General features: G+C 48.4%; 11 protein-coding genes, 1 tRNA gene, 6 pseudogenes and 1 CRISPR repeat array. Of the genes and pseudogenes, 6 read left to right on the forward strand and 12 right to left on the reverse strand.

From position 1 onward, the window contains the following. Positions 1–291: a CRISPR direct-repeat array (repeat unit 26 nt; unit sequence CACACAGCCGCCCGAAGGCGGCTGGA). A gap of 186 nt (positions 292–477) precedes the next feature. The 10 genes and pseudogenes from cas2 to pip all read right to left on the reverse strand — a co-directional run bounded on the left by cas2 (position 478) and on the right by pip (position 13450). Next, positions 478–771: a CRISPR-associated endonuclease Cas2 gene (gene cas2, locus HMPREF3052_RS09275; RefSeq protein ID WP_003685729.1), complete on the reverse strand. Its 294-nt coding sequence runs from the start codon at positions 769–771 to the stop codon at positions 478–480. Between the two features lie 74 nt (positions 772–845). Beyond that, on the reverse strand, positions 846–1859 hold the full coding sequence (gene cas1c / locus HMPREF3052_RS09280) for a type I-C CRISPR-associated endonuclease Cas1c (RefSeq protein WP_070749604.1): 1014 nt from the start codon (positions 1857–1859) through the stop codon (positions 846–848). 193 nt (positions 1860–2052) lie between these two features. Then, positions 2053–3642, reverse strand: coding sequence for a P-loop ATPase, Sll1717 family (locus tag HMPREF3052_RS09285; protein WP_070749605.1), 1590 nt, complete (start codon positions 3640–3642; stop codon positions 2053–2055). A gap of 78 nt (positions 3643–3720) precedes the next feature. After that, a complete protein-coding gene (cas4, locus tag HMPREF3052_RS09290) occupies positions 3721–4374 on the reverse strand; it encodes a CRISPR-associated protein Cas4 (protein WP_070749606.1) in 654 nt (217 codons plus the stop codon). A 12-nt stretch (positions 4375–4386) separates the two neighbouring features. Beyond that, complete coding sequence (gene cas7c, locus HMPREF3052_RS09295) at positions 4387–5226, reverse strand: type I-C CRISPR-associated protein Cas7/Csd2 (protein WP_070749607.1); 840 nt, start codon at positions 5224–5226, stop codon at positions 4387–4389. A 21-nt stretch (positions 5227–5247) separates the two neighbouring features. Next, positions 5248–7266, reverse strand: a complete 2019-nt coding sequence (gene cas8c / locus HMPREF3052_RS09300; protein WP_070749608.1) for a type I-C CRISPR-associated protein Cas8c/Csd1 — start codon at positions 7264–7266, stop codon at positions 5248–5250. Continuing rightward, complete coding sequence (gene cas5c, locus HMPREF3052_RS09305) at positions 7263–7985, reverse strand: type I-C CRISPR-associated protein Cas5c (protein ID WP_070749609.1); 723 nt, start codon at positions 7983–7985, stop codon at positions 7263–7265. Before cas5c ends, cas8c begins: the two co-directional genes overlap by 4 nt. A 7-nt stretch (positions 7986–7992) precedes the next feature. Next, positions 7993–10470 carry a CRISPR-associated helicase/endonuclease Cas3 gene (locus HMPREF3052_RS09310; protein WP_070749610.1) on the reverse strand — a complete coding sequence of 826 codons (2478 nt, stop codon included), beginning with the start codon at positions 10468–10470 and terminating at the stop codon, positions 7993–7995. A gap of 137 nt (positions 10471–10607) precedes the next feature. Further along, positions 10608–12399: pseudogene (gene cas3, locus HMPREF3052_RS11475) on the reverse strand (CRISPR-associated helicase Cas3'); the annotation flags it as partial. 121 nt (positions 12400–12520) lie between these two features. Further along, positions 12521–13450 (reverse strand): prolyl aminopeptidase, encoded by a 930-nt coding sequence (pip, locus tag HMPREF3052_RS09320; RefSeq protein WP_003685493.1) that lies wholly within the window; start codon positions 13448–13450, stop codon positions 12521–12523. 124 nt (positions 13451–13574) lie between these two features. On the opposite strand from pip, the gene yciA reads away from it, so the two are divergent. After that, positions 13575–14009, forward strand: a complete 435-nt coding sequence (gene yciA, locus HMPREF3052_RS09325; RefSeq protein ID WP_070749611.1) for an acyl-CoA thioester hydrolase YciA — start codon at positions 13575–13577, stop codon at positions 14007–14009. A gap of 246 nt (positions 14010–14255) precedes the next feature. Next, a pseudogene (locus tag HMPREF3052_RS09330) lies at positions 14256–15047 on the forward strand (formate/nitrite transporter family protein). 157 nt (positions 15048–15204) lie between these two features. Here the strand turns inward: HMPREF3052_RS09330 and HMPREF3052_RS09335 are convergent. Together HMPREF3052_RS09335 and HMPREF3052_RS09340 are read right to left on the reverse strand one after the other, a co-directional pair. Next, positions 15205–15281 (reverse strand) — tRNA-Pro (locus HMPREF3052_RS09335). 154 nt (positions 15282–15435) lie between these two features. After that, positions 15436–16959: a fumarate hydratase gene (locus HMPREF3052_RS09340; protein WP_003746217.1), complete on the reverse strand. Its 1524-nt coding sequence runs from the start codon at positions 16957–16959 to the stop codon at positions 15436–15438. Between the two features lie 853 nt (positions 16960–17812). Here HMPREF3052_RS09340 and HMPREF3052_RS09345 point away from each other — a divergent pair. The 4 pseudogenes from HMPREF3052_RS09345 (at position 17813) to HMPREF3052_RS09360 (ending at position 22987) form a co-directional block, all read left to right on the forward strand. Then, positions 17813–18451: pseudogene (locus HMPREF3052_RS09345) on the forward strand (2Fe-2S iron-sulfur cluster-binding protein). Further along, positions 18451–20078, forward strand: a pseudogene (locus HMPREF3052_RS09350) (FAD-binding protein). The pseudogenes HMPREF3052_RS09345 and HMPREF3052_RS09350 overlap by 1 nt, the downstream one beginning before the upstream one ends. Next, a pseudogene (locus tag HMPREF3052_RS09355) lies at positions 20075–21328 on the forward strand (NADH-ubiquinone oxidoreductase-F iron-sulfur binding region domain-containing protein). The pseudogenes HMPREF3052_RS09350 and HMPREF3052_RS09355 overlap by 4 nt, the downstream one beginning before the upstream one ends. Positions 21329–21545: 217 nt before the next feature. Continuing rightward, positions 21546–22987, forward strand: a pseudogene (locus HMPREF3052_RS09360) (DASS family sodium-coupled anion symporter). The last annotated feature ends 16 nt before the right edge of the window (positions 22988–23003 follow it).

Here is a 23003-nt window from a genome sequence, read left to right on the forward strand (position 1 = left end):
CACACAGCCGCCCGAAGGCGGCTGGCTCAACTTACCTTGCCATACAGAAACGGCCACAGGTTTCAACACACAGCCGCCCGAAGGCGGCTGGATCTTTTGGCTTGTGCTTATAAGTACAAACGACAGTTTCAACACACAGCCGCCCGAAGGCGGCTGGAACCTGCTGAAACAGCTTCAGACGGCCTATCTGGTTTCAACACACAGCCGCCCGAAGGCGGCTGGATCTTTTGGCTTGTGCTTATAAGTACAAACGACAGTTTCAACACACAGCCGCCCGAAGGCGGCTGGAGCCTCTCTCAAAAGCCTTGCTCCATCAGGTTTCGCAGCCCCGATTTCGCTAAGCTTCTGAGAAAAGCGCGAACGCGAGTATAACACAGCCTTTTCCGTTACACCCGCATTCACAATATCCTGATTGTTAAAGAACAATCCCAATTCGCCAAACCTGCCGCATTTTCATGAGAACCGCAGGTTAGCGATTCACACAATCAACGTATCCTTAAACACATCCACCGCCGGTTTTGCGCCGTGGTGTTCCACTTTCCGTCGCCATTTGCTGCCCAGATGGTAAAAGCGCAGGCTGTCGGTTTCGGGGTTGTAGGTTTTCAAAAGTTTATCTTTTAAAACAACCCACTGATCGGGCGCGATGTCGCATTCGAACACCGAATACTGCACGCGCACGCCGTAGTCAAGACACAATTTCGCTACGCGCCGCAGCCTTGCCTGTCCTTCCGCGTCTTCCAGCGAAATATCGTAAGTAATCAGCATCAGCATTTTGTATCCCTATGTGCAGGCTGCTTTAGAGGTCGTCTGAAAACATCCAACCCATTTTCAGACGACCTGCAAACCTATCTCATCAAAAACGGCGGATATTCCGCCAAATCTCCACGCAAATGGCGCGCCAACAGCATCGCCTGAATATACGGCAGTAGCCCGATTTCCACTTCTTCGCCCAAAAACGGATGAACGATTTTCTCCTGCTTCTTCGCCTGCAAAGCTTGGAACAACAGCTTACGTGCATCGGCTTTCAAACTCACCGCGCCGCTTGCCTCGGCAACAAAATCCTGCGGTTTGATTTGCCCTCGGTTAATCAAGGAAAGTACCAACCTGTCCGCCCACCACGCGCGGAATTCTTCCAAAATATCCTGCGCCAAACTGTCGCGCCCCGGCCGGTCGGCGTGCAGAAAGCCTACCTGCGGATCCAGCCCCACGCCTTGCAGCGCACCGCTGATGTCCTTGCCCAACAGACTGTACACAAACGACAACAGCGCATTCACCCCGTCTCTGGGCGGACGGCGGTTGCGCCCGTCAAAAGTAAAGCCGCTTTTTTCGCTCAAAAGCTGCCCGAATACGCCAAAATAACGTGCCGCCGCATCGCCCTCAATACCGCGCACCACGTCCAGCTCCGCCGCGCCCTTCAACTGCCGCAGCGAAATGTTCAAAGAATCGACCGCACTTTGAATCGCCGCATTCTCGCCGTAATTGCGAATCTGCCGCTGAAGCACCCGCTTACTCGCCTGAATCTTCGCCGCGATGATATTGCGCGCAATCGGCACAGGATTTTGCTCCGACACTCGATACTGCGCCCGACGCAACAGCACATTGCCGCTCTGCCGCCCCTGAAGCCGCCCCAAGAAACGTCCGTTTTCGGTAAAAAACGCCAAATTCACATTATTTTCACCGCAAAACCCCAGCAAAAACGGCGACACCAGCACATTCCCAAAACAAAAAATATGCCCGATGGAATGCACCGGCAACTGCGCCACCTTCTTACGCTCCTGCTCCACCACCAGCGTCTCCCGCTCTTTGTGCAAATAACTGCCTTGGGTGGTGATGTAGAGCGTGTTTTGCAGTTTACGCATGGGAACTCCTTGGGGTTTGGGTACAGTTTTGGGGTGGTGGTCGGACTACCTGAAGATTATTGGTAGGTTGGGTTGAGCGAAACGCTGTAACCCAACACAACCCAAATATTATTTTCAGACGACCTTGACTGGATATTTCAACATTTTGTTAGGTTACGCCTACGGCTAACCTACTCTTGTTCAATTTAATAAATTACCTTTTAAAAGTTGTCCCCAAATCTAGAGCCTTAGTTAAACCATAAAATACTTGATATTCAGCTCCAGACTTAACTTTAGGTGAAATATTTGCATAATTTCTATCTTTGAAACACCAATGGAAATATGGTTTATTGTCATCTTCCGAGGTATCGATATAACAGATAACATTCATATCAAATAAAAATTGTAAAAATTCATTTGGAGTTGCCATAAATCTAGGAATATCTTTCTTAGTGGAATATAAATATTCTGTCAACTCATTAAATGAGTTTACATATTCTTGATATGAAAACTTATTACGACCATTTAAATATTCAAAGAATTTTAAGAATTTCTGATAATCATCTTGATTGTAATAAAACAGAAGATGATCTTTTATCTCTCCTAACAAATAATTTGAGTATTTTCTTTGAAATTCCGAATTTTCAAAATCAGAGCCTTTTACAAAAGGACAATCACCACTATGATTATCCTGTAAAAATTTAATCATCTGTAAAATATCTCTTGGTCTGTAATAAGAGTTCCTTAAAAAACTTACAAATGAAGTTTTAGTTGTATATTTGTCATATAAATTTGAAGCATCCCATGGAAAGTAATAATCCCACGAATCTCCATCTTCCATATCTTTACACTCTTGCTGTATTTTCAGCAAATGATCAAAAACATTAAAAATTCTTGATTCTCTATGAGAAACATAATTAGTTCTCCAATCCAAGAATACTGAATTATCTTGAATCTTAGTATTTTGATTCTGCAAACCTAATGACTCAAAAATATCAGGACGAATAAGCAGAACAATTCTAATTCTACCTTTACTCCCTTTAATGCTTGAAAAAACATCATTATTTAAAGACCATATTGCATTAGCAAGACCTTTAACGCATTCCTGATATTCATCAAATGGTATTTGTGATGGTCTAACATCTATACCATCGATAAATAGTAAATGATCATTTTTTAATTTTAATTTCGACAGTGCTTCTTTAAATTTCTTCTCGATATACATTAAATTTATCTGAAATTTATTTTCAGTAAACGTTATTTGATGTGATTCCTCCCCATTTAATTTTGCATATTTAAATAACAATTCTGCTGTTTCTTTTGAATTTTCAACAAAAGTTATCGCATTTACAATCTCTGGAGAAAAGGCATTCGCATAATATTCTCTAATTGCATCATCTAGTGATTTAAATTGTGAGTATGGCAACATATTTGATAAAAACCCAGCCTCTTTTTCTTTTATTTGATTAGATAATAACAAATAGAGAATAACTTTCCATATACTAATAAAATCGGAAACATTCAAATGTTTATCTCTTTTTAGCTGTATAAATTTTGAATAGTCTGTTTCTCTTACAAATCTAGTTGCGGCTGAAATATTTTTATAATTATTATTTGTCAAGTAAACAGCATATGCTGTTTTACCTGTTCCTTTTTCCCCTATTAGAAATGAAATGTCTGGCTCACACAATCGATCCAAATATTCACCCTTCACAAAGATCTTATTAAACAAATCTTTATTTTCTCGTTTTCTATAATTTGCAGCATCTGCGAAACCAAGTTCTAATTCTTTTATATTTTTCATAATAAACCTTTAGATTAAAATTACTTAAATATGAAATTGGGTAGCCCATATTTCATCCAATATTATTGTAAATCAAATTCATTCTGACCCAAACAACCCTACCACATACCCCACACTCCTATCCCGTTTCCCCAGCAACTCCGGCTGGCAAATCTCCACCAGCGAGCAGGCTTTGCAGCGTTTGCCGTAGTTGGGCGGCGGGGTTTGACCGCTATTTAGAAGTTCACGCACGGCGGCGATGGTGGCGAGTGTTTGGGCGCGTAGGTCGTCTGAAAACACGACGGGGACGCGGTGGCGGGTTTGCATATACCACAGTGCGCCCTCAGAGATGGTTTGCCCCGTCATTTCTTCCAAGCACAAACCTTGGGCGCAAAGCTGGATTTCGTCCATTGGGTCGGGTTTAGGCTTGCCGCGTTTGTATTCCACAGGTTTCAGACGACCTGTTTTCGTTTCCACTTCCACCAAATCCAACACGCCGCTGATGCCCAGTTTCTCCGCCGACACATGCACCGTCCGCTCAAAACGCACGCCCTTGCGCGTTTCCGGCTCACCCGAATCCACCCGCTCATGAAGCGCTCTGCCCTGCGCGGTCAAATAGTTCTCCGCCCACGCCTGCTCGTTGTGAATCAGCGCGCATTGGCGCGGACAGAAAGCGTAGTGTTGCAAGGCGGAGAGGGGAATCAGGCGCGTGTCCTGATTTTCCCCTTGGCTTTCGGTTAAAAGTGCGGTCATTTTTTAAATGTTTTAGAAGCCGTCGATTTCCTGCGGAGTTAAACCATCAAGTTTTTCCAGTTCATAGCCGCCATCGGCATTCACTTTCAGGCTGCCATGCACTTTGGCCGAAGAATATTGCCCTGCTTTGCTGTTGTGTTCCCACCAGATAAGTTTCAACACCTGCATGCTGCCTTCGGGGCGGGCGGATGATGCATCGCCTTCAAAGAGTTTGGTGAGTACGGCTTTGATTTTTTCGGCATCGTCGTCTGAAAAGCCAGTGCGCTCGGCAAGCTGCGGTGACATCGCGCCGAAGGCAACATACACGCCGTGATCGATGCGGTGTTTCATGCCCATGGTGTCGGAGCTTTTTTTCGTGCCATCGCCTTCGCCACTGACGCTTTTGGTGATCTGGGTGCTGGTGATGTTAATCGGCTCAATGCTGAATGCGGATTGAATGGTAACTGGGCCGCGCACGGCGATGGATATGCCGCTGCTGCCGTCGCCGCTGAATGCGAAGACCTGTCCGAAGCTACGTACATCCAGCCATTTTTCGCAGGCTTTTTTGGCGGTGTCGTCTTTGTTGGCTTTTTTGGCGTTAAAGGCATCTGCGCCTAAACCGACATCTTTGTCTTTGGCGCGGTTGGCCAGGCTGGTCATGCCGTCAGTTTTCTTTTCGTCCGATTGAACAAAAATGCTCTCGCCACTGTCTTGCAGGCGATCACGGATTTTGCGTTTCAGACACACGTCGGTCATTTCGCCAAAACCTTGAAAATCAGCACGCGGGCGGTTGCCGTTTAAGGGGTCGCCGTTAGGATTGGCGTTGGTTACTTTCAGGATTAAGGCGAAGTCGATTTTTTTGGTTAAGCTCATTTTAGTTTTCCTTTAAATGGGTTATTCGTGGGTTTTGGATTTGTTGGCAGAAAGCTCGGCAATGCGACGGGCAATTTCCATTTTTTGGCAATGGTAGCCCAAGAGAAATTCGCCGCTTAATTTGTCATCACAAACATAATCATCCCTTTGGAAAAGCTCCATAATTTTACCAATAGCCTGCTTATAGAAATCTTTTCCTTGACTAGTTAGATAATTTTGATACGGCACTAATTTCTCACTTGCAAGATTTCGCCATGTGCTGTATGGCCTTTGTGCAAACTGTTGGAAATAACGTTCTGCATTAGTCGCACGAATAGGCGTTTTTTTGCCGTTTTGTAGATATAAGGCATACCACTCCATGCTTTCTGCCTGTGCAATTAATCGGCCATACAAATAATCGCGTGAGCGGTTTTCAGTATCTAAACTCATAGGATAAGTTCTCCGTTGTGATAAATCGTGATGACGAGCGCACCAGCCTTTGTATAAGGCACAGGCAACGCCGATGTTTCTTTGCCATTCCCAGTTTTCGCCGCCGTTAGGATTACAGGCTACCTGAAAACTTTGACGCACCAAATCTTCAGGGATTGGCACGGATGTTCCGCCTGCGATAACAGGCAGAAGTCGGGCATAAAGTTGTTTTTTGAGCGTGTCGGACAGGGATTTGCCGTACACGGCTTCGGCAATGCTGTAAGGCGACGGCGGGACGAAACGCCATTGGGTGCGCTTGTCGGTTTTTTTGCCATTTGGGACTTCAATGCTGTAACGCTGATACCAAGAAAAATCGTCAATCCATGCGTCCAAATTGGCAAAATAATCAGCAGGCAAAAATTCTTGGTAATAAGTTAATGCCATGCGCCCCGGCGTTGCAGAATCGAGCATAATCAGGGAGATTTGTTCGTGGGCTTTCAATTCCGCCTGATAGCCATGCAGTTTCTTTTTGATAATTTGTGCAGCAGCACGCCCGATATTTACTGACCAATCGGGGGGTGTTTCCGAATTTCCAGGTAGCCTTTGGGCGGCAATTTCATCGGGATTTTCGACCGCACTGATGTCCCAGTTGCCCATATCCGCCCAATCCAGTTCGGCGGAAATGTCTTTCATCGGCGACGGAACGGGTTTGCCGCTGATTGCCCAGGCGACGGTAACTTGGTCGCCGTTTCGGATGCCTTGGCGGGAAATCAGCCAACGCAGCGCGCTGTGCGCCTTGGCGGATACGTCTGCCGATACACTGGCGGCTTCTTCGGCGGTGGCAAAACGCCCGCGAAAGGTGTAGCCTGATTTGTCGTTTGATGAAATTAATTTTGCTTTATCACCAGTATGACGTAATTTTGCTGGATGAAGCGTAGAGACGATGGCTTCTTTTCCCTGAATAAAGCAGAAACCTTTTTCTGAATCTCCCTCAGATACATAATCAATCCAAGATTGTCTTACAGACGAATCCTCCCATGTTCTACTTTGAACATCGCCTGATATTTCTACTTGCCAGCAAACCAGTGCTGCACCGAATTCAATTTCGCCTTTAGTTTTCGGCAGCACAGAAAAAATCGGCGGTGCGTCACCTTCAGCTTCCCACTTGTTTAAGACTTTGCCATCCGAATCAAGCATTAACACACCTGCCTTTACCAAATCAGCAATTACATTGCCTTTGGCAACATAATTCAATACAGCCACTACTTTGGGATGGCAAAATTCAGAATCACACCATTGTTTCAATTGAGTGAAGTATTCTTCAAAGAAAGCTGATTTACTACCACCGTAATCGATATAATCTCTCGCAACATATTGAATTTTATCTGCCAATGGATGTGGCGGCGGTTTAGTGCCAGACCTACTTTCTGATGACTCTGTTACAGGCAGCAAAATCGCCGTTTTCGGCGACATAACGCGTGCCGTCTGAAAATTGCCCTGACCGTCAATCACGATAACAATATGCGCGTTTTGGATGGTATGCCCGACCGGCGTCAGCGGCTCGGCATCATCGGTAACACCCTGTTCCAAAATGCTTTCATACGTCCGATAAAGTTTCTGCATCCAGCTCATAATTCCAGCTCCTTGGCTTCGTCTTCTACAGGCTTAACGTTTTCGCTGCGCTTGAACGGTTTTTCAGGCTGCATTTTGCGGATAAATCGGGTTTTCAGACGACTTTCTGTATCGTCGATGCGTGGAAATTCAATCACGCCGTTTTGCATATTCGCCATCCAAAAGCGGCTGACCAATTCGGGCTTTCCGGTTTCTTCGGGATAGCCGAAGCTGTGGAACATTAAACCAAAATCCAAATTGCCATATCCATCGTAAAAGCCTTCACCTTCGCCAAATTTACAAGGCTCGACATAGCCTTGGCAATCGCGCGTACCAAGAAAAATATCCTGCCGCCCGCCGCGTTCCAACATTCTTCTGGCAATGGCGATATGTTTGCCGAAATTGCGGTCGCCTGCCAATTCTTCCCAATGCTCGTTCCATTCAAAATGGGCTTCCACTTGGTATTCCACGTCCTGCAAAAAGGTGTAAATCGCCAAAGTGTTGCCGCCGTTCCAATCCAGCGGCTTAGTGGATTTGCTTTGGGTGCGGATGGGTTTCATCACGCGGATGCGGTCGATATGCCAAATCAACGTGGGTTTCCAATAAATGCTTTTGACAATGCCTTTAATGGCTTCGTATGTCGGCACTTGGTAGCTGAATTTTTCGCCGCCAATTTTGGTAACGGGGTCGGTAAACAAGGCTTGCCGCCCCCATACGCGGAAACTGATTTTGCTGTTCATATTGCTCCTATAAGTCGTAAAAAGTCATTTCGCTTGTTTCGTCTAAAGACAAACCGAATTCATCGTTGTAATAGCGTTCATTCAGATAATAAATGCCCGAGCTTTCAATGGTTTCATGCAGGGCGTTTTCTTTTTGCAATTTATCCCAAACGTTGGGGAAGACGTTCACACTGTAACGCTGGGCTTTTTGCAAAGTGCGGTGCATTTCTTGGGGACTCCATTCGCCACAGAGTTTGGCAATGAGTTCCTCGCCTTCGCCATACGGCACAATCACGGCGTGTGTCGGCGCGTCTATGGCTTGGAAAGCGCGCCCTGCGCTTTTGAAGGATTGCATCAGCAGTTGGATTTTTCCAGTTCTGCGGTTATTTATATTTATATTACCGCCAGGATTGTTTTTATTATCGCTCAGCCAATCCAGCAGTGAACCTGTTGCGCTGTTTTTGACGGAATACGACATTTCATCGCTGCGCTGGTAAAAATAGTATTCAAAATAACGCTTCATCGCTTCTGGTTGCAAAATATCCTGTCCGGCAAAATCGCGAAACACACGTTCGGCATGGTTTTTGCCTGCCTGAATATCGGGCAATATCCGGGTAAAATCCTGTTCCTGTAAATTCAACACCCAAACCTGTCCTTTACCTTTCTTCTCACCGTGCCGGTTACAACGTCCCGCCGCTTGGGCGATGCTGTCCAACCCGCCTAAGGCGCGAATCACGCAAGCCATGGAAATATCCACACCGGCTTCAATCAACTGGGTGCTAATGCAGATAACGGTTTTTTTGTTTTCCAGACGAGCTTTAATAGTGTCAAAGATTACTTTGCGGTGCGCTACGCATTGGTGGGTACTTAAATGAAACAAGGCCTCGGGCGGCACGTTCTGCCTTTGGCAATATTGATAAAGCTCCTGCGCCCATTTTTTGGTATTAACGATAAATAGGCAACTTTGAGTCGTCTGAAACTGTTTCAGTAAAAATGTGCCTGCTTCTTCTACATTCCAGCCGCCTGCTTTTTCGTTGAATCGGATTTCCACGCGCGATAAATCAGCAAATAATTTGTCCAAATCCTGATGCTTGCCCATAATTTCGGCGTTTTCAGGTAGCCTTAACAAGCCGCATGAAGCAATGCTTTCCATTTTATCTTCAGGAAAATTCCGCAAACCCGATTCACCGAGCAAAGGCTGCGTCGCCGTACACAAAATCGCCGTGCTTTTGCCAAATGTCGTCAGCCAGTTCAATACGTTGCAAAACAAATGTACGCATTTCACAGGCAGGGTTTGGATTTCGTCAAAAATCAAGACGCTATTTATCATCGGGTGGATATGGCGCGCACCGCGCGTACCGCCGCCGAACCAGGCATCCAAAAACTGCACCATCGTGGTAAACACAATGGGCTTGTCCCAGTTTTCGGACAGCAGCTTATCCTGCCAGCTTTGCTTTTCGGGTTCTAAATTGGAATGGTGTTCGAGCACCCAATCTTCGCCGAGAATTTCGCGCACGGCTTGGGCATTTTGGTCGATGATGGAAGTATAGGGAATGATGTAGATAATACGGTCGAGATTGTGCTTTTGCGCATGATGGAGGGCATAGCGCAGACTGGCCAATGTTTTGCCGCCACCGGTCGGTACGGTCAGCGTATAAATGCCTTGAGAATCGATCGCTCTTTTTAGGCAGTCATCTGAAATTCGACGGCGGATTTCGTCAATGGGATAACGGTTTTCAAAACCTGCTAATTTGGCTTCCAATTTATCAATCGCCGGTTGCCAATCTGGTTTCTCCGTCAAGCGGCGGACTTCTTTTTGCGCTTCTCGCTCAAAATCCGAGCTGTTGATACGGTCGGCATCAATCAGGCAACTGAATAGGAAACGGGTCAGGCAGCCAAGATAAAATTCTTTGGTTTTTTCATTGATTCTTGAGTCGGAAAGAATCGGCTTCACCGCTTTGAGCAGGCTGCGAATCAGGTTTTCTCCTGCCAATTCATCTGCCTTTTGCTGAACAGCTTTATCGGCATTTTGCTCGCATTCCGCCAAATGCGTCAATTCGTCCTCTTTTTCAAACCGTTTTTTCCATACGGCGTTGCCTTCGCCGTCCAAACAGTCAATCAAACCTTCGCCGTGGTGCGATGCAATGCACAACCCCAGCATTTGCCCGAACAATTCGCCAATGCCCTGCGCTGCACCGAATTTTCTCAATTCGCGGTAAACCCATTGCGCACCGGCGGTGGAATGATCCACTTTACTGCCGTTCGGCGTACTTTCTTCATCATCCAAATCAGGATTAAACAAACCTGTTTCATCGTGGATATATTTTTGGAATTTTCGGGAATATTTACCGAAATCGTGCATGAGTCCGAGTAACTCGCCCGCCTGATCCAAATCCAGTTTGGCTGCCAATGATTTGGCGATCTCGGCGGTTTCAGTTAGATGCGTTTGTAAAAATTGAGGCTGCCCGTCTACTTTGCGGACATGGGCTATATAGTTGAAATTCACATCGATTCTCCAAATTTGAAACGCGCAAAATTTAACGAACAAGCCATATAAATGGCTTGAAGTGTTAAAAAATCGAAAATCTGTGGAATGAGGTTGTCTGAAAAGCTGTCGGCGGTCAGTCGCATAACGGCGGCTTATGCGGCAAGTTCGGGCGGGGCTTTCCATTTATCTTCGGGCGTGAATATCCAGACAAAGCTGTTTTCAGACGGCCTTTTGCCTTCGCGGTTGCAACGTCCGGCGGCCTGGGCAAATGCTGTCTAAACCTGCTTCGGCGCGTATCACCAGCGGAAAATCCACATCCACGCCTGCTTCAATTAAGGAGGTGGCGATGACGCGGCAGGGTTCGCCGTTTTTCAGACGACCTCGAATCTCATCGAGCTTTTGGCTGCGGTGTTTCGCACACATTAAGGTGGTCAGGTGGAACGTGCCGTCAAGGTGTTTGGCTTGGTCGTACAGGCTGCGGGCGTGGCGGCGGTTGTTGACGATAACGAGCATTTGCGGATGTTCGGCAAGTTTGGCGAGCAGATCGGCGTCGGTTTGTGTGCCGATGTGTTGCACGGTGGTGCGGCGCAGTTTGTCGAAAAGTGCGGTCGGTTTTGGGGCTATTTCGCGCACGTTTTCAAAGCCGCGATAGAAGCCGTTTTCGGCTTGCACGGCTGGCTGGGTGGCGGTGCACATGACGACGCTGCAGCGGTAGTTTTGCGCCAATTCTTTGATGGCCTGCATGATGGGCAGTAAAAGATTGAGCGGCAACATTTGTGCTTCGTCGAGAATGATGACGGAACCTGCGATGTTGTGCAGTTTGCGGCAGCGCGAGGAGCGGTCGGCAAAGAGGGATTCGAAGAATTGCACGGCGGTGGTCACGACAATCGGCGCGTCCCAGTTTTCCGAGGAAAGGCGCAATTTGTCTTTGGTGGTCTCATTTTGCAATTTGCCGTCGTCGAAGGTGCTGTGGTGTTCCAACACGGCTTGTTCGCCTAATTCGCCAAAGGCTTTGCGAAATTCGGCGGCATTTTGTTCGATGATGCTGGTGAACGGGATGACATAAATCACGCGCCGCATACCGTGCCGTTTGGCGTGCTCCAGCGCGAATGCCATGGAAGTGAAAGTTTTTCCGCCGCCGGTCGGTACGGTGAGCGTGAACAGCCCTTGCGGTTGTGCCGCTTGTTCCACCGCATAATCAAGGATTTCGCTGCGTAGGCGGTTTAAAGCGGCATTACGTCTTTCGGCTTCGGTTTGCGCTGGCGCTTGGGCAACACGTCGTCTGAACTTATTGATAAATTGATTGAAATTGTGTTGTAAGGCGTTTAAATCGGGGGAGCTGCCGCGCTCGCTGGCTTTATTTTCTAGCTTTAGATAAAAGGCTTCGGTGTCGAGATAATCGGCATCCACCAAGCAAGAATAAAGCATTCGGGTGAAGAAGGCGTAGGAGAAAAAAGGATGATGCGCGTCGGCTTTGAGTGGCGGTGCTGACAGGTTTTGAGGGAGCTTGATTTCTTGTTGCCACAGGTTATCGAGGGCGGGAATATCTGTGCCGAATTGCAAGGCTAAACGATGCTTTAACGTGCGGCGGTTATCGCCTTCGCCATTGCCATTTGCAAGCCCCGCATGATGCCCCGCAATGCAAAACGCCATCAGCTTGCCGATAGCATTTCCCCAGCGTTCGACAGCAATTTTAGCTCCGGCAGTAGCGTGATCGACTGAGGAACCGCCGTGCAATCGGCGGTCAAATGGTTCCGAATATTTCCCTAAGTCATGAAGCTGTCCCGTCTGGCAGGCAATTTCCTGTGCACCAAATACCCGAGCAAACTCCGCCGCCATTTCACCAACATTTACCAAATGACTTTGTAAGGTTTGCCAGTGTTCGTAAGGCAAGAGATTACCGAGTTTGTCTTGGGCTGAATGGGCGTAGTAAATTAGGGGTTTCATATTGAAATTCTAAAAAATTCAAACTGATATCATGCAATGATAATATGATATTAAATTTAATATGTAAATAGAAAAAATGCCGTCTGAAACTTTTTCAGACGGCATTGTCATTGATTAATCTTTATAACTTGCTTCTAATATCCTCCACTGCTTTCACTAAAGCTTCGGAAAGCGAAGGATCAAAAGAAGAGTGGCCTGCTTGGACGATTCTCAATTCTGCTTCAGGGAAGGCTTGCGAGAGTTCCCACGCGCTTTGCATCGGGGTGCATAGGTCATAGCGGCCTTGGACGATGATGGTTGGGATATGGCGGATTTTGCCGATGTTTGCCAAGATGGCTTTATCGCCCTGTAACCAGCCTTCGTTCACGAAGTAATGGTTTTCCATTCTTGCAATGGCAAGGGAGGCTTGTGGGTCTTCATCCACGTCTTTAGGTTCAAACTGAATAAGGTAGCTTTCCCAATCTGCCCATGATTTGGCCGCTTTGAGGCGTGTGGCTTCATCTTCGCTGAACAGCATTTCATGATAGGCTTTAATTAGGGCTTGGCGTTTGTTTTCGGCCACGGGGGCAATGAATTTTTGCCATTGCGCCGGATAAATTTGGCTGACGCCGCCTGCTTCGTTCAACCATGCCATTTCAGACGGTCTACACAGGAAAATACCGCGCAAAACTAAGCCGCTGACGCGTTCGGGATGGGTTTCGGCATAAGTCAGCGACAAGGTGCTGCCCCATGAGCCGCCGAAAACTAACCATTTTTGAATACCGAGCATTTCGCGTACTTTTTCAATATCGGCAACCAAGTCCCAAGTGGTGTTGTCTTCGATACAGGCATAGGGTTTGGAGCGTCCGCAACCGCGCTGATCGATAATGACGATGCGGAAATGTTCTGGATTGAAAAAGCCGCGACAGGCAGGTGATGCGCCTGCTCCGGGGCCGCCATGCAGGAAAATCACGGGGTGGCCATCAGGATTGCCTGATTCTTCCCAGTAGATTTCGTGAATGTCGGATACGCGCAAAAGGCCGCTATTTCTTGGTTCTTGAATCGGATGCATGAGCTTTCTCCTTTGTCTGATGAATATGTTGATTGTAACACTTTGCCTGCTGATTTTTCAGACGGCCTACATAGGTTTATCGCTACAAATGGCGTAAAATAGCACTTTTTTGACAGGATTTTTTATGGCCGACAACAAACAAACACATGCTGCACCCGAAGGACAACTTTTATTGCGTACGGTAGCCATGCCGCGCGATACCAATCCTAATCAGGATATCTTCGGCGGCTGGATTATGTCGCAAATGGATCTGGGCGGCGGTATTTTGGCGGCAGAAATCGCACAGGGACGAATTGTAACCGTGGCCGTTCAAGAAATGAATTTCATCAGACCGGTAAAGGTCGGCAACGTTGTATGTTGCTACGGTCATTGCGTCCGCGTAGGCAATACTTCTTTGCAACTAAAAATCGAAGTATGGGTGAAGACTTTGATGAACGATATGGTAACGGAAAACCGCCAACTGGTCACCGAAGCCGTGTTCACTTACGTCGCCATCGATGCACAAGGCAATCCGCGCCCTATTCCTCGCGAAGGCAATGCAAAGCTGGCACATTTGTAAGTTTAAAAATTCAAAACAAGGCCGTCTGAAACCTCAACGTTCAGACGGCCTTTTTTAATACAGAAGCAAAATGTAATAATATTTCTTTTGAGCTAAAGCAGGGCGACGTATCTGTTTTTTAGATTTAATTCAGGCTGATTGATAAAACAAAGACCGTACACCGGCTCCTTATAACACTGCCCTACCGCGACAGTTTGCGCCACTTTTGAAACGGCGTTCCCTCCTCAACCCACTTTAAGGAACATCATGGCTTCGCGCGATTTATACCCACAGGAAATTTTACAGGTTGTTCTCGACAAAAGCTGCGCCAAAGCACAATCCAGCATTCCCACACTGGCAATCTTGAGCGTTTTAGCCGGCGGATACATCGGCTTTGGATATCTTGCCTATTTAAAAGTAGTCAGCGGCATACCTCATGAATGGAGTGGTTTTGCCACTTTACTCGGCGCAGCCGTGTTCCCTATCGCCTTGATTTGTATCCTACTTGGCGGCGGCGAGCTGGTAACCAGTAACATGATGATCATGTCTTTAGGCAGATTGGCCGGACGGATTTCCTCCAAAATGCTGCTGCGCAACTAGGTTATCGTCTGCATGGGCAATTTGGTGGGTACGCTGGCGATGGCGTTTTTCCTCGGATACTATGTCGGCATGATTGAAGGCAGCGTAGCAGAAAAAACCATTGTCGTCGCGGAAGCAAAAGTCCATATGGATTTCGGTCGCGCTTTTGTATCGGCGGTCGCATGTAACTGGATGGTCTGCATGAGCGCGTGGCTGCACTTTGCTGCTAAAAACACAACCGGACGAATGCTGGCTATTTGGTTCCCCGTCATGATTTTCGTATTAAACGGCTTCCAACACCTTGTCGCCAATATGTTCGTTATCCCCGCAGGTATTTTGGCAGGCGCAAACATCACATGGGGACAATTTTTCTTCAATATGATTCCCGTATTCTTGGGCAATGTCGTCGGTGGCGCATCCTTTGTCGGCGCATCTTATCTTTATACCTATAAAGACACGCTGAAAGATAGTACCAAATAGCCCTGCTTTATAATAAACAACAAAACCTGCTTTGAGAAAGCAGGTTTTGTTTCAGACGGCATTGGTATTAAGTTTTAAAATCCATTCGGATACATTATTCAGATAAATCATCCAAACGAAAAAAGAGCCGTTTTTAAAACGGCTCTTTCCAATTCTTTGGTCGGAGTGAAAGGATTCGAACCTTCGACCCCTTGCACCCCATGCAAGTGCGCTACCAGACTGCGCCACACTCCGACTCGATAAGCCGTGAATTTTAGTTTCAAACGCTGATTTTGACAAGTGCTTTTTAAAAAGGGAAATTTACTCGTTTGAAAACATTTGAATTATTTGTAAACAAAAAAAGGCCGTCTGAAATCGTTCAGACGGCCTTTGATTATTCAGTCAAATATCAAGCTTCGACCGGAATAATACCGATTTTTGCCTGCCATTGTTTTGGCGCAATGGCGTGAACCGATTCGCCGTTGCTATCCACCGCAACAGTCACAGGCATGTCTTTGACTTCAAATTCGTAAATCGCTTCCATACCTAATTCTGGGAACGCCAAGACTTTAGATGCTTTAATGGCTTTGGCAACCAAATATGCCGCGCCGCCGACAGCCATCAGGTAAACAGCTTTGTTATCGGCAATGGCTTGACAAGTCGCGGCGCCGCGTTCGGATTTACCGATCATACCCAGGAGGCCGGTTTGTTCCAGCATTTGGCGGGTAAATTTATCCATACGAGTGGAAGTAGTCGGACCGGCCGGGCCAACAACTTCGTCACGGACTGGATCAACCGGGCCGACGTAGTAAATCAGTTTGTTGGTGAAATCTACCGGCAATTCTTCGCCTTTATTGAGCATATCAACCAAACGTTTGTGCGCGGCATCGCGGCCGGTCAGGATTTTACCGTTTAGCAACAATACGTCGCCGGTTTTCCATGTGGCCACTTCTTCTTTGGTCAGGTTGTTGACATCGACTCGTTTGCCGTTGTCAGGGCTGTAAGTCAGATCCGGCCAGTCTTCCAAAGACGGGGCTTCCAATTTGGCCGGGCCTGAGCCGTCCAATTCAAATTCGATGTGGCGAGTAGCCGCACAGTTTGGAATCATGGCAATCGGTTTAGAAGCCGCGTGGGTTGGATAGTCAAGGATTTTGACATCCAGCACGGTGCTCAAACCGCCCAAACCTTGTGCGCCGATGCCCAAGGCATTTACTTTTTTGTAGAGTTCCAAGCGCAGGGCTTCGGTAGTAGACAATTCGGCACCGGAATCGGCTTTTTCTTTGAGCTCCTGAATATCGATATGGCTCATCAGACTTTCTTTTGCCATCAACACTGCTTTTTCAGGCGTACCGCCGATACCGATACCCAAGATGCCCGGAGGACACCAGCCGGCACCCATTTGAGGAACGGTTTTCAATACCCAATCAACGATATTGTCTGAAGGGTTGAGCATGGCAACTTTGGTTTTGTTTTCAGAACCGCCGCCTTTAGCTGCGCAAGTGACTTCGACTTTGTCGCCTTTCACGATTTCCATATGTACAACGGCAGGCGTGTTGTCTTTGGTATTTTGACGTTTGCCAGCCGGGTCGGCCAATACGGAGGCGCGCAGTTTGTTGTCAGGATAGGTATATGCACGGCGTACGCCTTCGTTAACCATTTCCTGTACACTCATCTCGGCATCCCACTGTACATCCATGCCCACTTTCAAGAATACGGTCGCAATACCGGTATCCTGACAAATCGGACGATGGCCTTCAGCACACATACGGCTATTGACCAAAATTTGCGCCATCGCATCTTTGGCCGCAGGGTTTTCTTCTTTTTGATAAGCCTTATACAAAGCCTGAATGTAGTCTTTAGGATGGTAGTAGCTGATGAATTGGAAAGCGTCAAAAATACTTTGGATAAAGTCTTCTTGCTTGATGACGGTCATGATTGTGTTCCTTTTCGGAGTCATGGTAGGGAGGATTTGTTTATTTCTTTAAGAGACCGATTTTTTCAGACGGCCTTCAATAGTGTAATAGTGCTTTCAAATGAATGACCCAGACAATATCATTTTCATACCTTATTGATTTAAATGAAATTTAATATCGCATTAAATTACTTGGTTATTGATAATCTATATCCACTAGCCATTCACTTAAATAAAAGTAAAATTACATTGTTTTTAAATGATAATCTTATTGCAAGGCCGTCTGAAAATATTTGCCTTAAGTATCTGAGAAAGAAATTTAGTAGCTTGTATTTAAAAGGAAACCACCAAAATTTCAGACAGCCTTTCTTATTTTCCAATACAATACACAATTGTAAAATCCGTGTCATTTTCTCCCTCAATCTTCTTGACTGATATCAAACTTGTTTGATTTTCTGAAATTTTATAACAGTCTTTTCACTTGCTTACGCAAAAAAATATTATTCAATATATACAACAATCTATGCAAAATTATCTAATATATAACAATGATTTTTACTAGCAAATAGACGAATATCTTTAAATTTATATTAAAAAGTAATTTTATTTCATATTTAAAATCAAATAATTGAAATGAATTTGTCTAAATAATAGGCATATTTTGTTTACAATCATTTCTCTATAAAACCTTAGGTTATCCCTATCATCAAAACCACTAAATTCTAATACACTTCGACTCATACAGATAAATATTGATTTTAAAAGAATTTCTGAGTAAATAACTTGGATATTTCCTCACACGCAATAAATGTAATAAAAATACAATTAATTAAATTATCCACTATTCCAACTTCCAATTTCACAGGAACAAACCATGAGTGAAAATTTGTTAACCCTGACCATAGACGGCCATGAAGTCAAAGCCTCCGCCAACTCGTCAATCATTCAGGCCTACGCCCGTGCCGGCAGCGCGATTACTGCCAACGTCGGCTGCATGGGGCAAGGCGTGTGCGGCTCCTGCCGCTGCATGATCCGCAAGGAAGGCGAGCGTGAGGTAACGACTGCGTTGGCGTGTGAAACCAAAGTCGAAGAAGGGATGCAGGTCAGCTTCTTGGACTACTTCATTCCCGAGCATATCCAATATTACGACGTGAGCGAGGTCGGCGACGGCTGGAACTGGCTGGACGACACCGCCAAAGCCTTCCCCGAAGCGTAACACTGCCGTCATTGCGGCGGCTGCAACCGCGCCTGCCCCAAAGGTTTGGAAGTGGAAAACAGCGTGGCGCAAGTGGTATCCGGCGATTTCGGCGCGGCTGCGCTGACCTTCGACCAATGCGTGATGTGCAACCTCTGCACCCTTTCCTGCCCCGAACACATCCGTCCGAACCACTTAGGCTTGTTCGCCCGCCGCATGAAAGCGGCGCGCACGCTGCGTCCGGTGGATTTGATGCGCCGCCTGCAAGAAATCGACAGCGGCAAAATGAAAGTCGAATTTGAAGAGGAGGCAATGTGATGGCGAACAAAATCCAAGGCATAGACTACGAAACCGCCCTTGCCAACCTGCGAGCATCCTCATTGGAGCTGCGCGGCGATTTACCTGAAAAAAACGAATTACTGAGCCAATTTCATCCTGACTATCAGGCTGATGCACGTGTGAAACTGCCTATCGGCCCAAACCAAGGCGATTACTGCCATCCTGATTTGGCCAAACTCTTAATCAGTCAGCCTCTGATTGACGACTATAATTTGTCAGGTGCTGAACATTTAAACACTGACGTATTAGTCATTGGCGGCGGCGGTGCAGGCGCGGCGGCGGCATTGTCTGCCACTGAAGCAGGCGCGCGCGTGATTATGGCGAACAAGCTGCGTATCGGCGACAGCAATACCGTGATGGCCGAAGGCGGCATTCAGGCGGCGGTCGGCGCGGAAGACAGCTTGCAGCAACACTTTGACGACACCATCAAAGGCGGTCACAACGCAGGCAAAAAAGAATTGGTGGCACAAATGGTTACCGACGCGCCGTCCGCCATCCGCTGGCTGATCGGCTTGGGCATGACTTTTGACCTTGCCAAAGGCGCGGACAGCAACGGCATGTTGAGCCGCAAACGTGCAGGCGGTACGACCGTGCCGCGCATCCTGAGCTACCGCGACTTTACCGACCTCGAAATGATGCGCGTACTGCGCGAGGCAGTCGAACTCGACGAAAACATCACCCAGCCCAACCGCCACCCCGCCATCGAATTATTGTCGGACGAACACGGACGCTGCGTCGGCGCGATTTTGTACGATTTGGAAAAACGTTCCTTGGTATTGGTTCACGCCAAAGCCGTGGTCTTGGCAACCGGCGGCAGCGGACGGCTGCATTTGCAGGGTTTCGCCACTTCCAACCACTACGGCGCAACCGCCGACGGTCTGGTGATGGCATACCGTATCGGCGCAAAACTGCGTGACATCGACTCTTTCCAATACCATCCAACCGGCGTCGCCCATCCGCCGCACTTGGCGGGCGCGCTGATTTCCGAAGCCGTGCGCTCCGCTGGCACCAAACTGGTCAACGGCTTGGGCGAACGTTTCGTTGACGAATTACAGCCGCGCGACGTCGTTCCCGCTGCCATCCTGCGCGAATGCCGCGAAGGCCGCGGCGTGGTGCGAGACGGACAGGTCGGTGTGTTCCTCGACACCCCGCGCCTGATTGAAAACGATCCTGATGTGTTGAACCGTTTGGTTACGCTCGGCCACGTCGCCCACAAATGCGGCATCGACCCCGCCGTCGAACCCGTGATGATCCATCCGACCCTGCACTACCAAAACGGCGGTGTCGAAATCAACGGCGACGGCGCAACCTGCGTCGAAGGCCTCTATTGCGCCGGAGAAGTAACCGGCGGCATCCACGGCCGCAACCGCTTAATGGGCAACGCGCTTCTGGACATCATCAGCTTCGGCCGCCGCGCGGGTAAAGCCGCCGCAAATTGCGGCCTGCCGCTGAAAAAAGTGCGCGGCGGTGTCGGACACGTCCACGAACTGCAACGCGAAATGACCCGCGCCGGACTGACCAGCGACATCAAAGCCCCGTTTTATATCCCGACTACGGCAAATTCGATTTGCGCGAACACGCCGGTTTGCAGGAGCAACAATCATGAACCAAGCCAATCAAAACTTACTGCACCCGTCCCGCCAAGTCGGCGCGGATTTGGCCGTGTGGCGCAAAGTCGGCGGCGGCGAAGGCCTGCTGGCAGCGCTTGCCGATCCTCAAAGCATCGTTTCCAAGCTGCAAGACGCCAATCTTTGCGGCATGGGCGGCGCAGGTTTCCCGACCTGGCGCAAATGGGAAGCGGCCGTTGCCGCCCAAAGCAAACACGGCGACAAATACGTCGTCTGTAATGCCAACGAAGACGAACCGGGTACGTTCAAAGACCGCGTGCTGCTGGCGAAAACGCCGCACCAAGTCATCGAGGGCGTACTGATTGCCGCCGTCGCCTGCCGCGCCAACAAAGCGATTATGTATGTCAACCCGCACCAGACCGAATCCATTGCCGCCATCGTACCCGCCATCGAGCAGTGGAAAAAAAGCGATTTGTTCATCCGCATCGAAAACTATCTGGGCAAACCTTTAGACCTGAAATTGGTCGAAACTTCAGGCCGCTACATCGGCGGCGAAGAAACCGCCGTGATTTCATGGTTGTAAGGCGGTTTCCCGTTCCCGCGCCGCAAGCCGCCGTTCCCTGCTGAAAGCGGCGTAGCAGGCGAACCGACCTTAATCAACAACACCGAAACCTTCGCTAACATCCCGCAAATCCTTGCCAAAGGCGCGGAATGGTACAAATCGCTGGGTTTGGGCGATGCCGCAGGCACGAAACTCTACTCACTCTCCGGCGACGTATTGAATCCGGGTCTGTACGAACTGCCGATGGGCACGACCTTGCAATCGCTGATTTTCGACCACGGCGGCGGTATGCTCGAAGGTCGTACGTTTAAAGCCGTATTTACCGGTGGGCCGTCCAATACGCTTTTAACCGTAAAAGATTTGGATGTGCCTTTGGACTTTGTTTCCGTATGCGAACGCAAATCCAGCCTCGGCACGGGCGCGATGATTGTGATTTCCGAAGGCACCAGCGTGGTGCGTAAAGTGGCCGAATATGTGGAATTTTTTGCGTCCAACTCATGCGGTCAATGTCCGCCTTGTAAAGGCGGCACATTCCAACTTTCACGCCTGCTCAACCGCGTGGATACCGGCATCGGTACTTCCGACGACCTGCGCGCCTTGCAAAGCCTGTGCCAACTGCTGCCACGAAGCGGCCGTTGCGGTTTGATTGACGGCGCGGTTACCGTGTTGCAAAGCTCACTGCGTACCTTCCCCAAAGAGTACGGCCTGCCGGCGGAGCAGGATTAATCCGATACGGCGTTTCAGACGACCTTTTCTATATAGGAGGCCGTCTGAAAAATGCTCGTAGGTTGGGACAGAACCAACATGAAGATTAGGGTTTCAGTATTTGTTGGGTTTCGCAACCGAACCCGCTAAATCTGAGGTTTTGCCCTCTCCCCACCAAAATCAGGCACACGTCGTCTGGAATCCGATTTCCCCGATACCTCAAACTAGGAGACTCAACATCGGCTTCAAGCCAATTCCTGCTGCGGTTGCGCTCGCGCTGACGCTGATTATCTGGTTCGTCATCCCCGTGCCGCAGGGCGTATCGCCTGACGCATGGCATCTTTTGGCATTGTTTATCGGCATCATCGGCAAAGCCATGCCTATCGGCGCCATGGCGATTTTGGGCATTACCTTGGTTGCACTGACCGGCGTGACCAATGAAAAAGCCGCAGACGCAACCAAAGACGCTTTGAGCAGCCTCAACAACTCACTTATCTGGATGATCGGTATCGCCATCATCATCTCGCGCGGCCTGTTGAAAACCGGCTTGGGTATGCGTATCGGCTACCTCTTGATTTCCCTCTTCGGCAAACGCACGCTGGGCGTAGGTTACAGCTTGGCACTGGCCGACTTGGTCATCGGTCCGGTAACGCCGAGTAATACTGCGCGCGGCGGTGCGATCGTGCATCCGATTATGAAATCCATCGCACTGAGCTTCGACTCCGATCCTGAAAAAGGTACGGAAGGAAAAATCGGTAAATACCTTTCACTGGTCAACTTCCACTCCAACGTGATTACCTGTCTGATTTTTATCACCGCCACCGCCCCCAATCCGCTGGTAGTCGAATTGGTTGCCAAAGCCACTAATTCACAAATCCAACTCTCTTGGGGTACTTGGTTCTTGGCGATGGTCGTACCCGGCCTGCTTGCTATGTTGCTGATGCCGCTGGTGTTGTATTTCCTGTATCCGCCTGAAATCAAACAAACCCCCAACGCCACCGCATTGGCAAAAGAGCATTTGGCTGCCATGGGGCCGATGAAGCGTGAAGAAAAAAATCATGCTCGGCATTTTCGTGATTCTGCTGCTTCTGTGGGCAGGCGTTCCCGAAATGCTGTTCGGCGTGAAAGTTGATGCTACCGCCACCACCTTCCTCGGCTTGAGCCTGTGTCTTTTGACCGGCGTACTGACTTGGGAAGATGCGCTGAAAAAAAAAAAGCGCGTGGGACACCATCGTTTGGTTTGCGGCCTTGGTGATGATGGCAAACTTCCTCAATAAACTGGGCCTCATCAGCTGGTTATCCGACTCCATGCAAAGCGGTATCGCCCATCTCGGCTTGGGTTGGGAAGCCGGTTGTGCCCTGTTGATGCTGGCCTACCTCTACGCCCACTACGTTTTCGCTAGCGGCACGGCACACGTTACCGCCATGTTCGGCGCATTCTACGGCGCAGGCTTGGCCTTGGGTGCACCACCGATGCTGTTTGCCCTGGTTATGGCATCCGCTACCGGCATCATGATGTCACTGACCCACTACGCCACTGGTTCCGCTCCTGTCATTTACTGCTCCAACTATGTGACCATGACCGAATGGTGGAAAGCCGGCTTCATCATGAGTGTGCTTGAAATCCTGATATTCTGCACTGTCGGTATCTTGTGGTGGAAAGTTTTGGGCTACTGGTAACCCTCTGGCTTATTTA

Origin of the sequence: Neisseria sp. HMSC056A03, assembly GCF_001815685.1 — a bacterium.
GTDB lineage: Bacteria > Pseudomonadota > Gammaproteobacteria > Burkholderiales > Neisseriaceae > Neisseria > Neisseria subflava.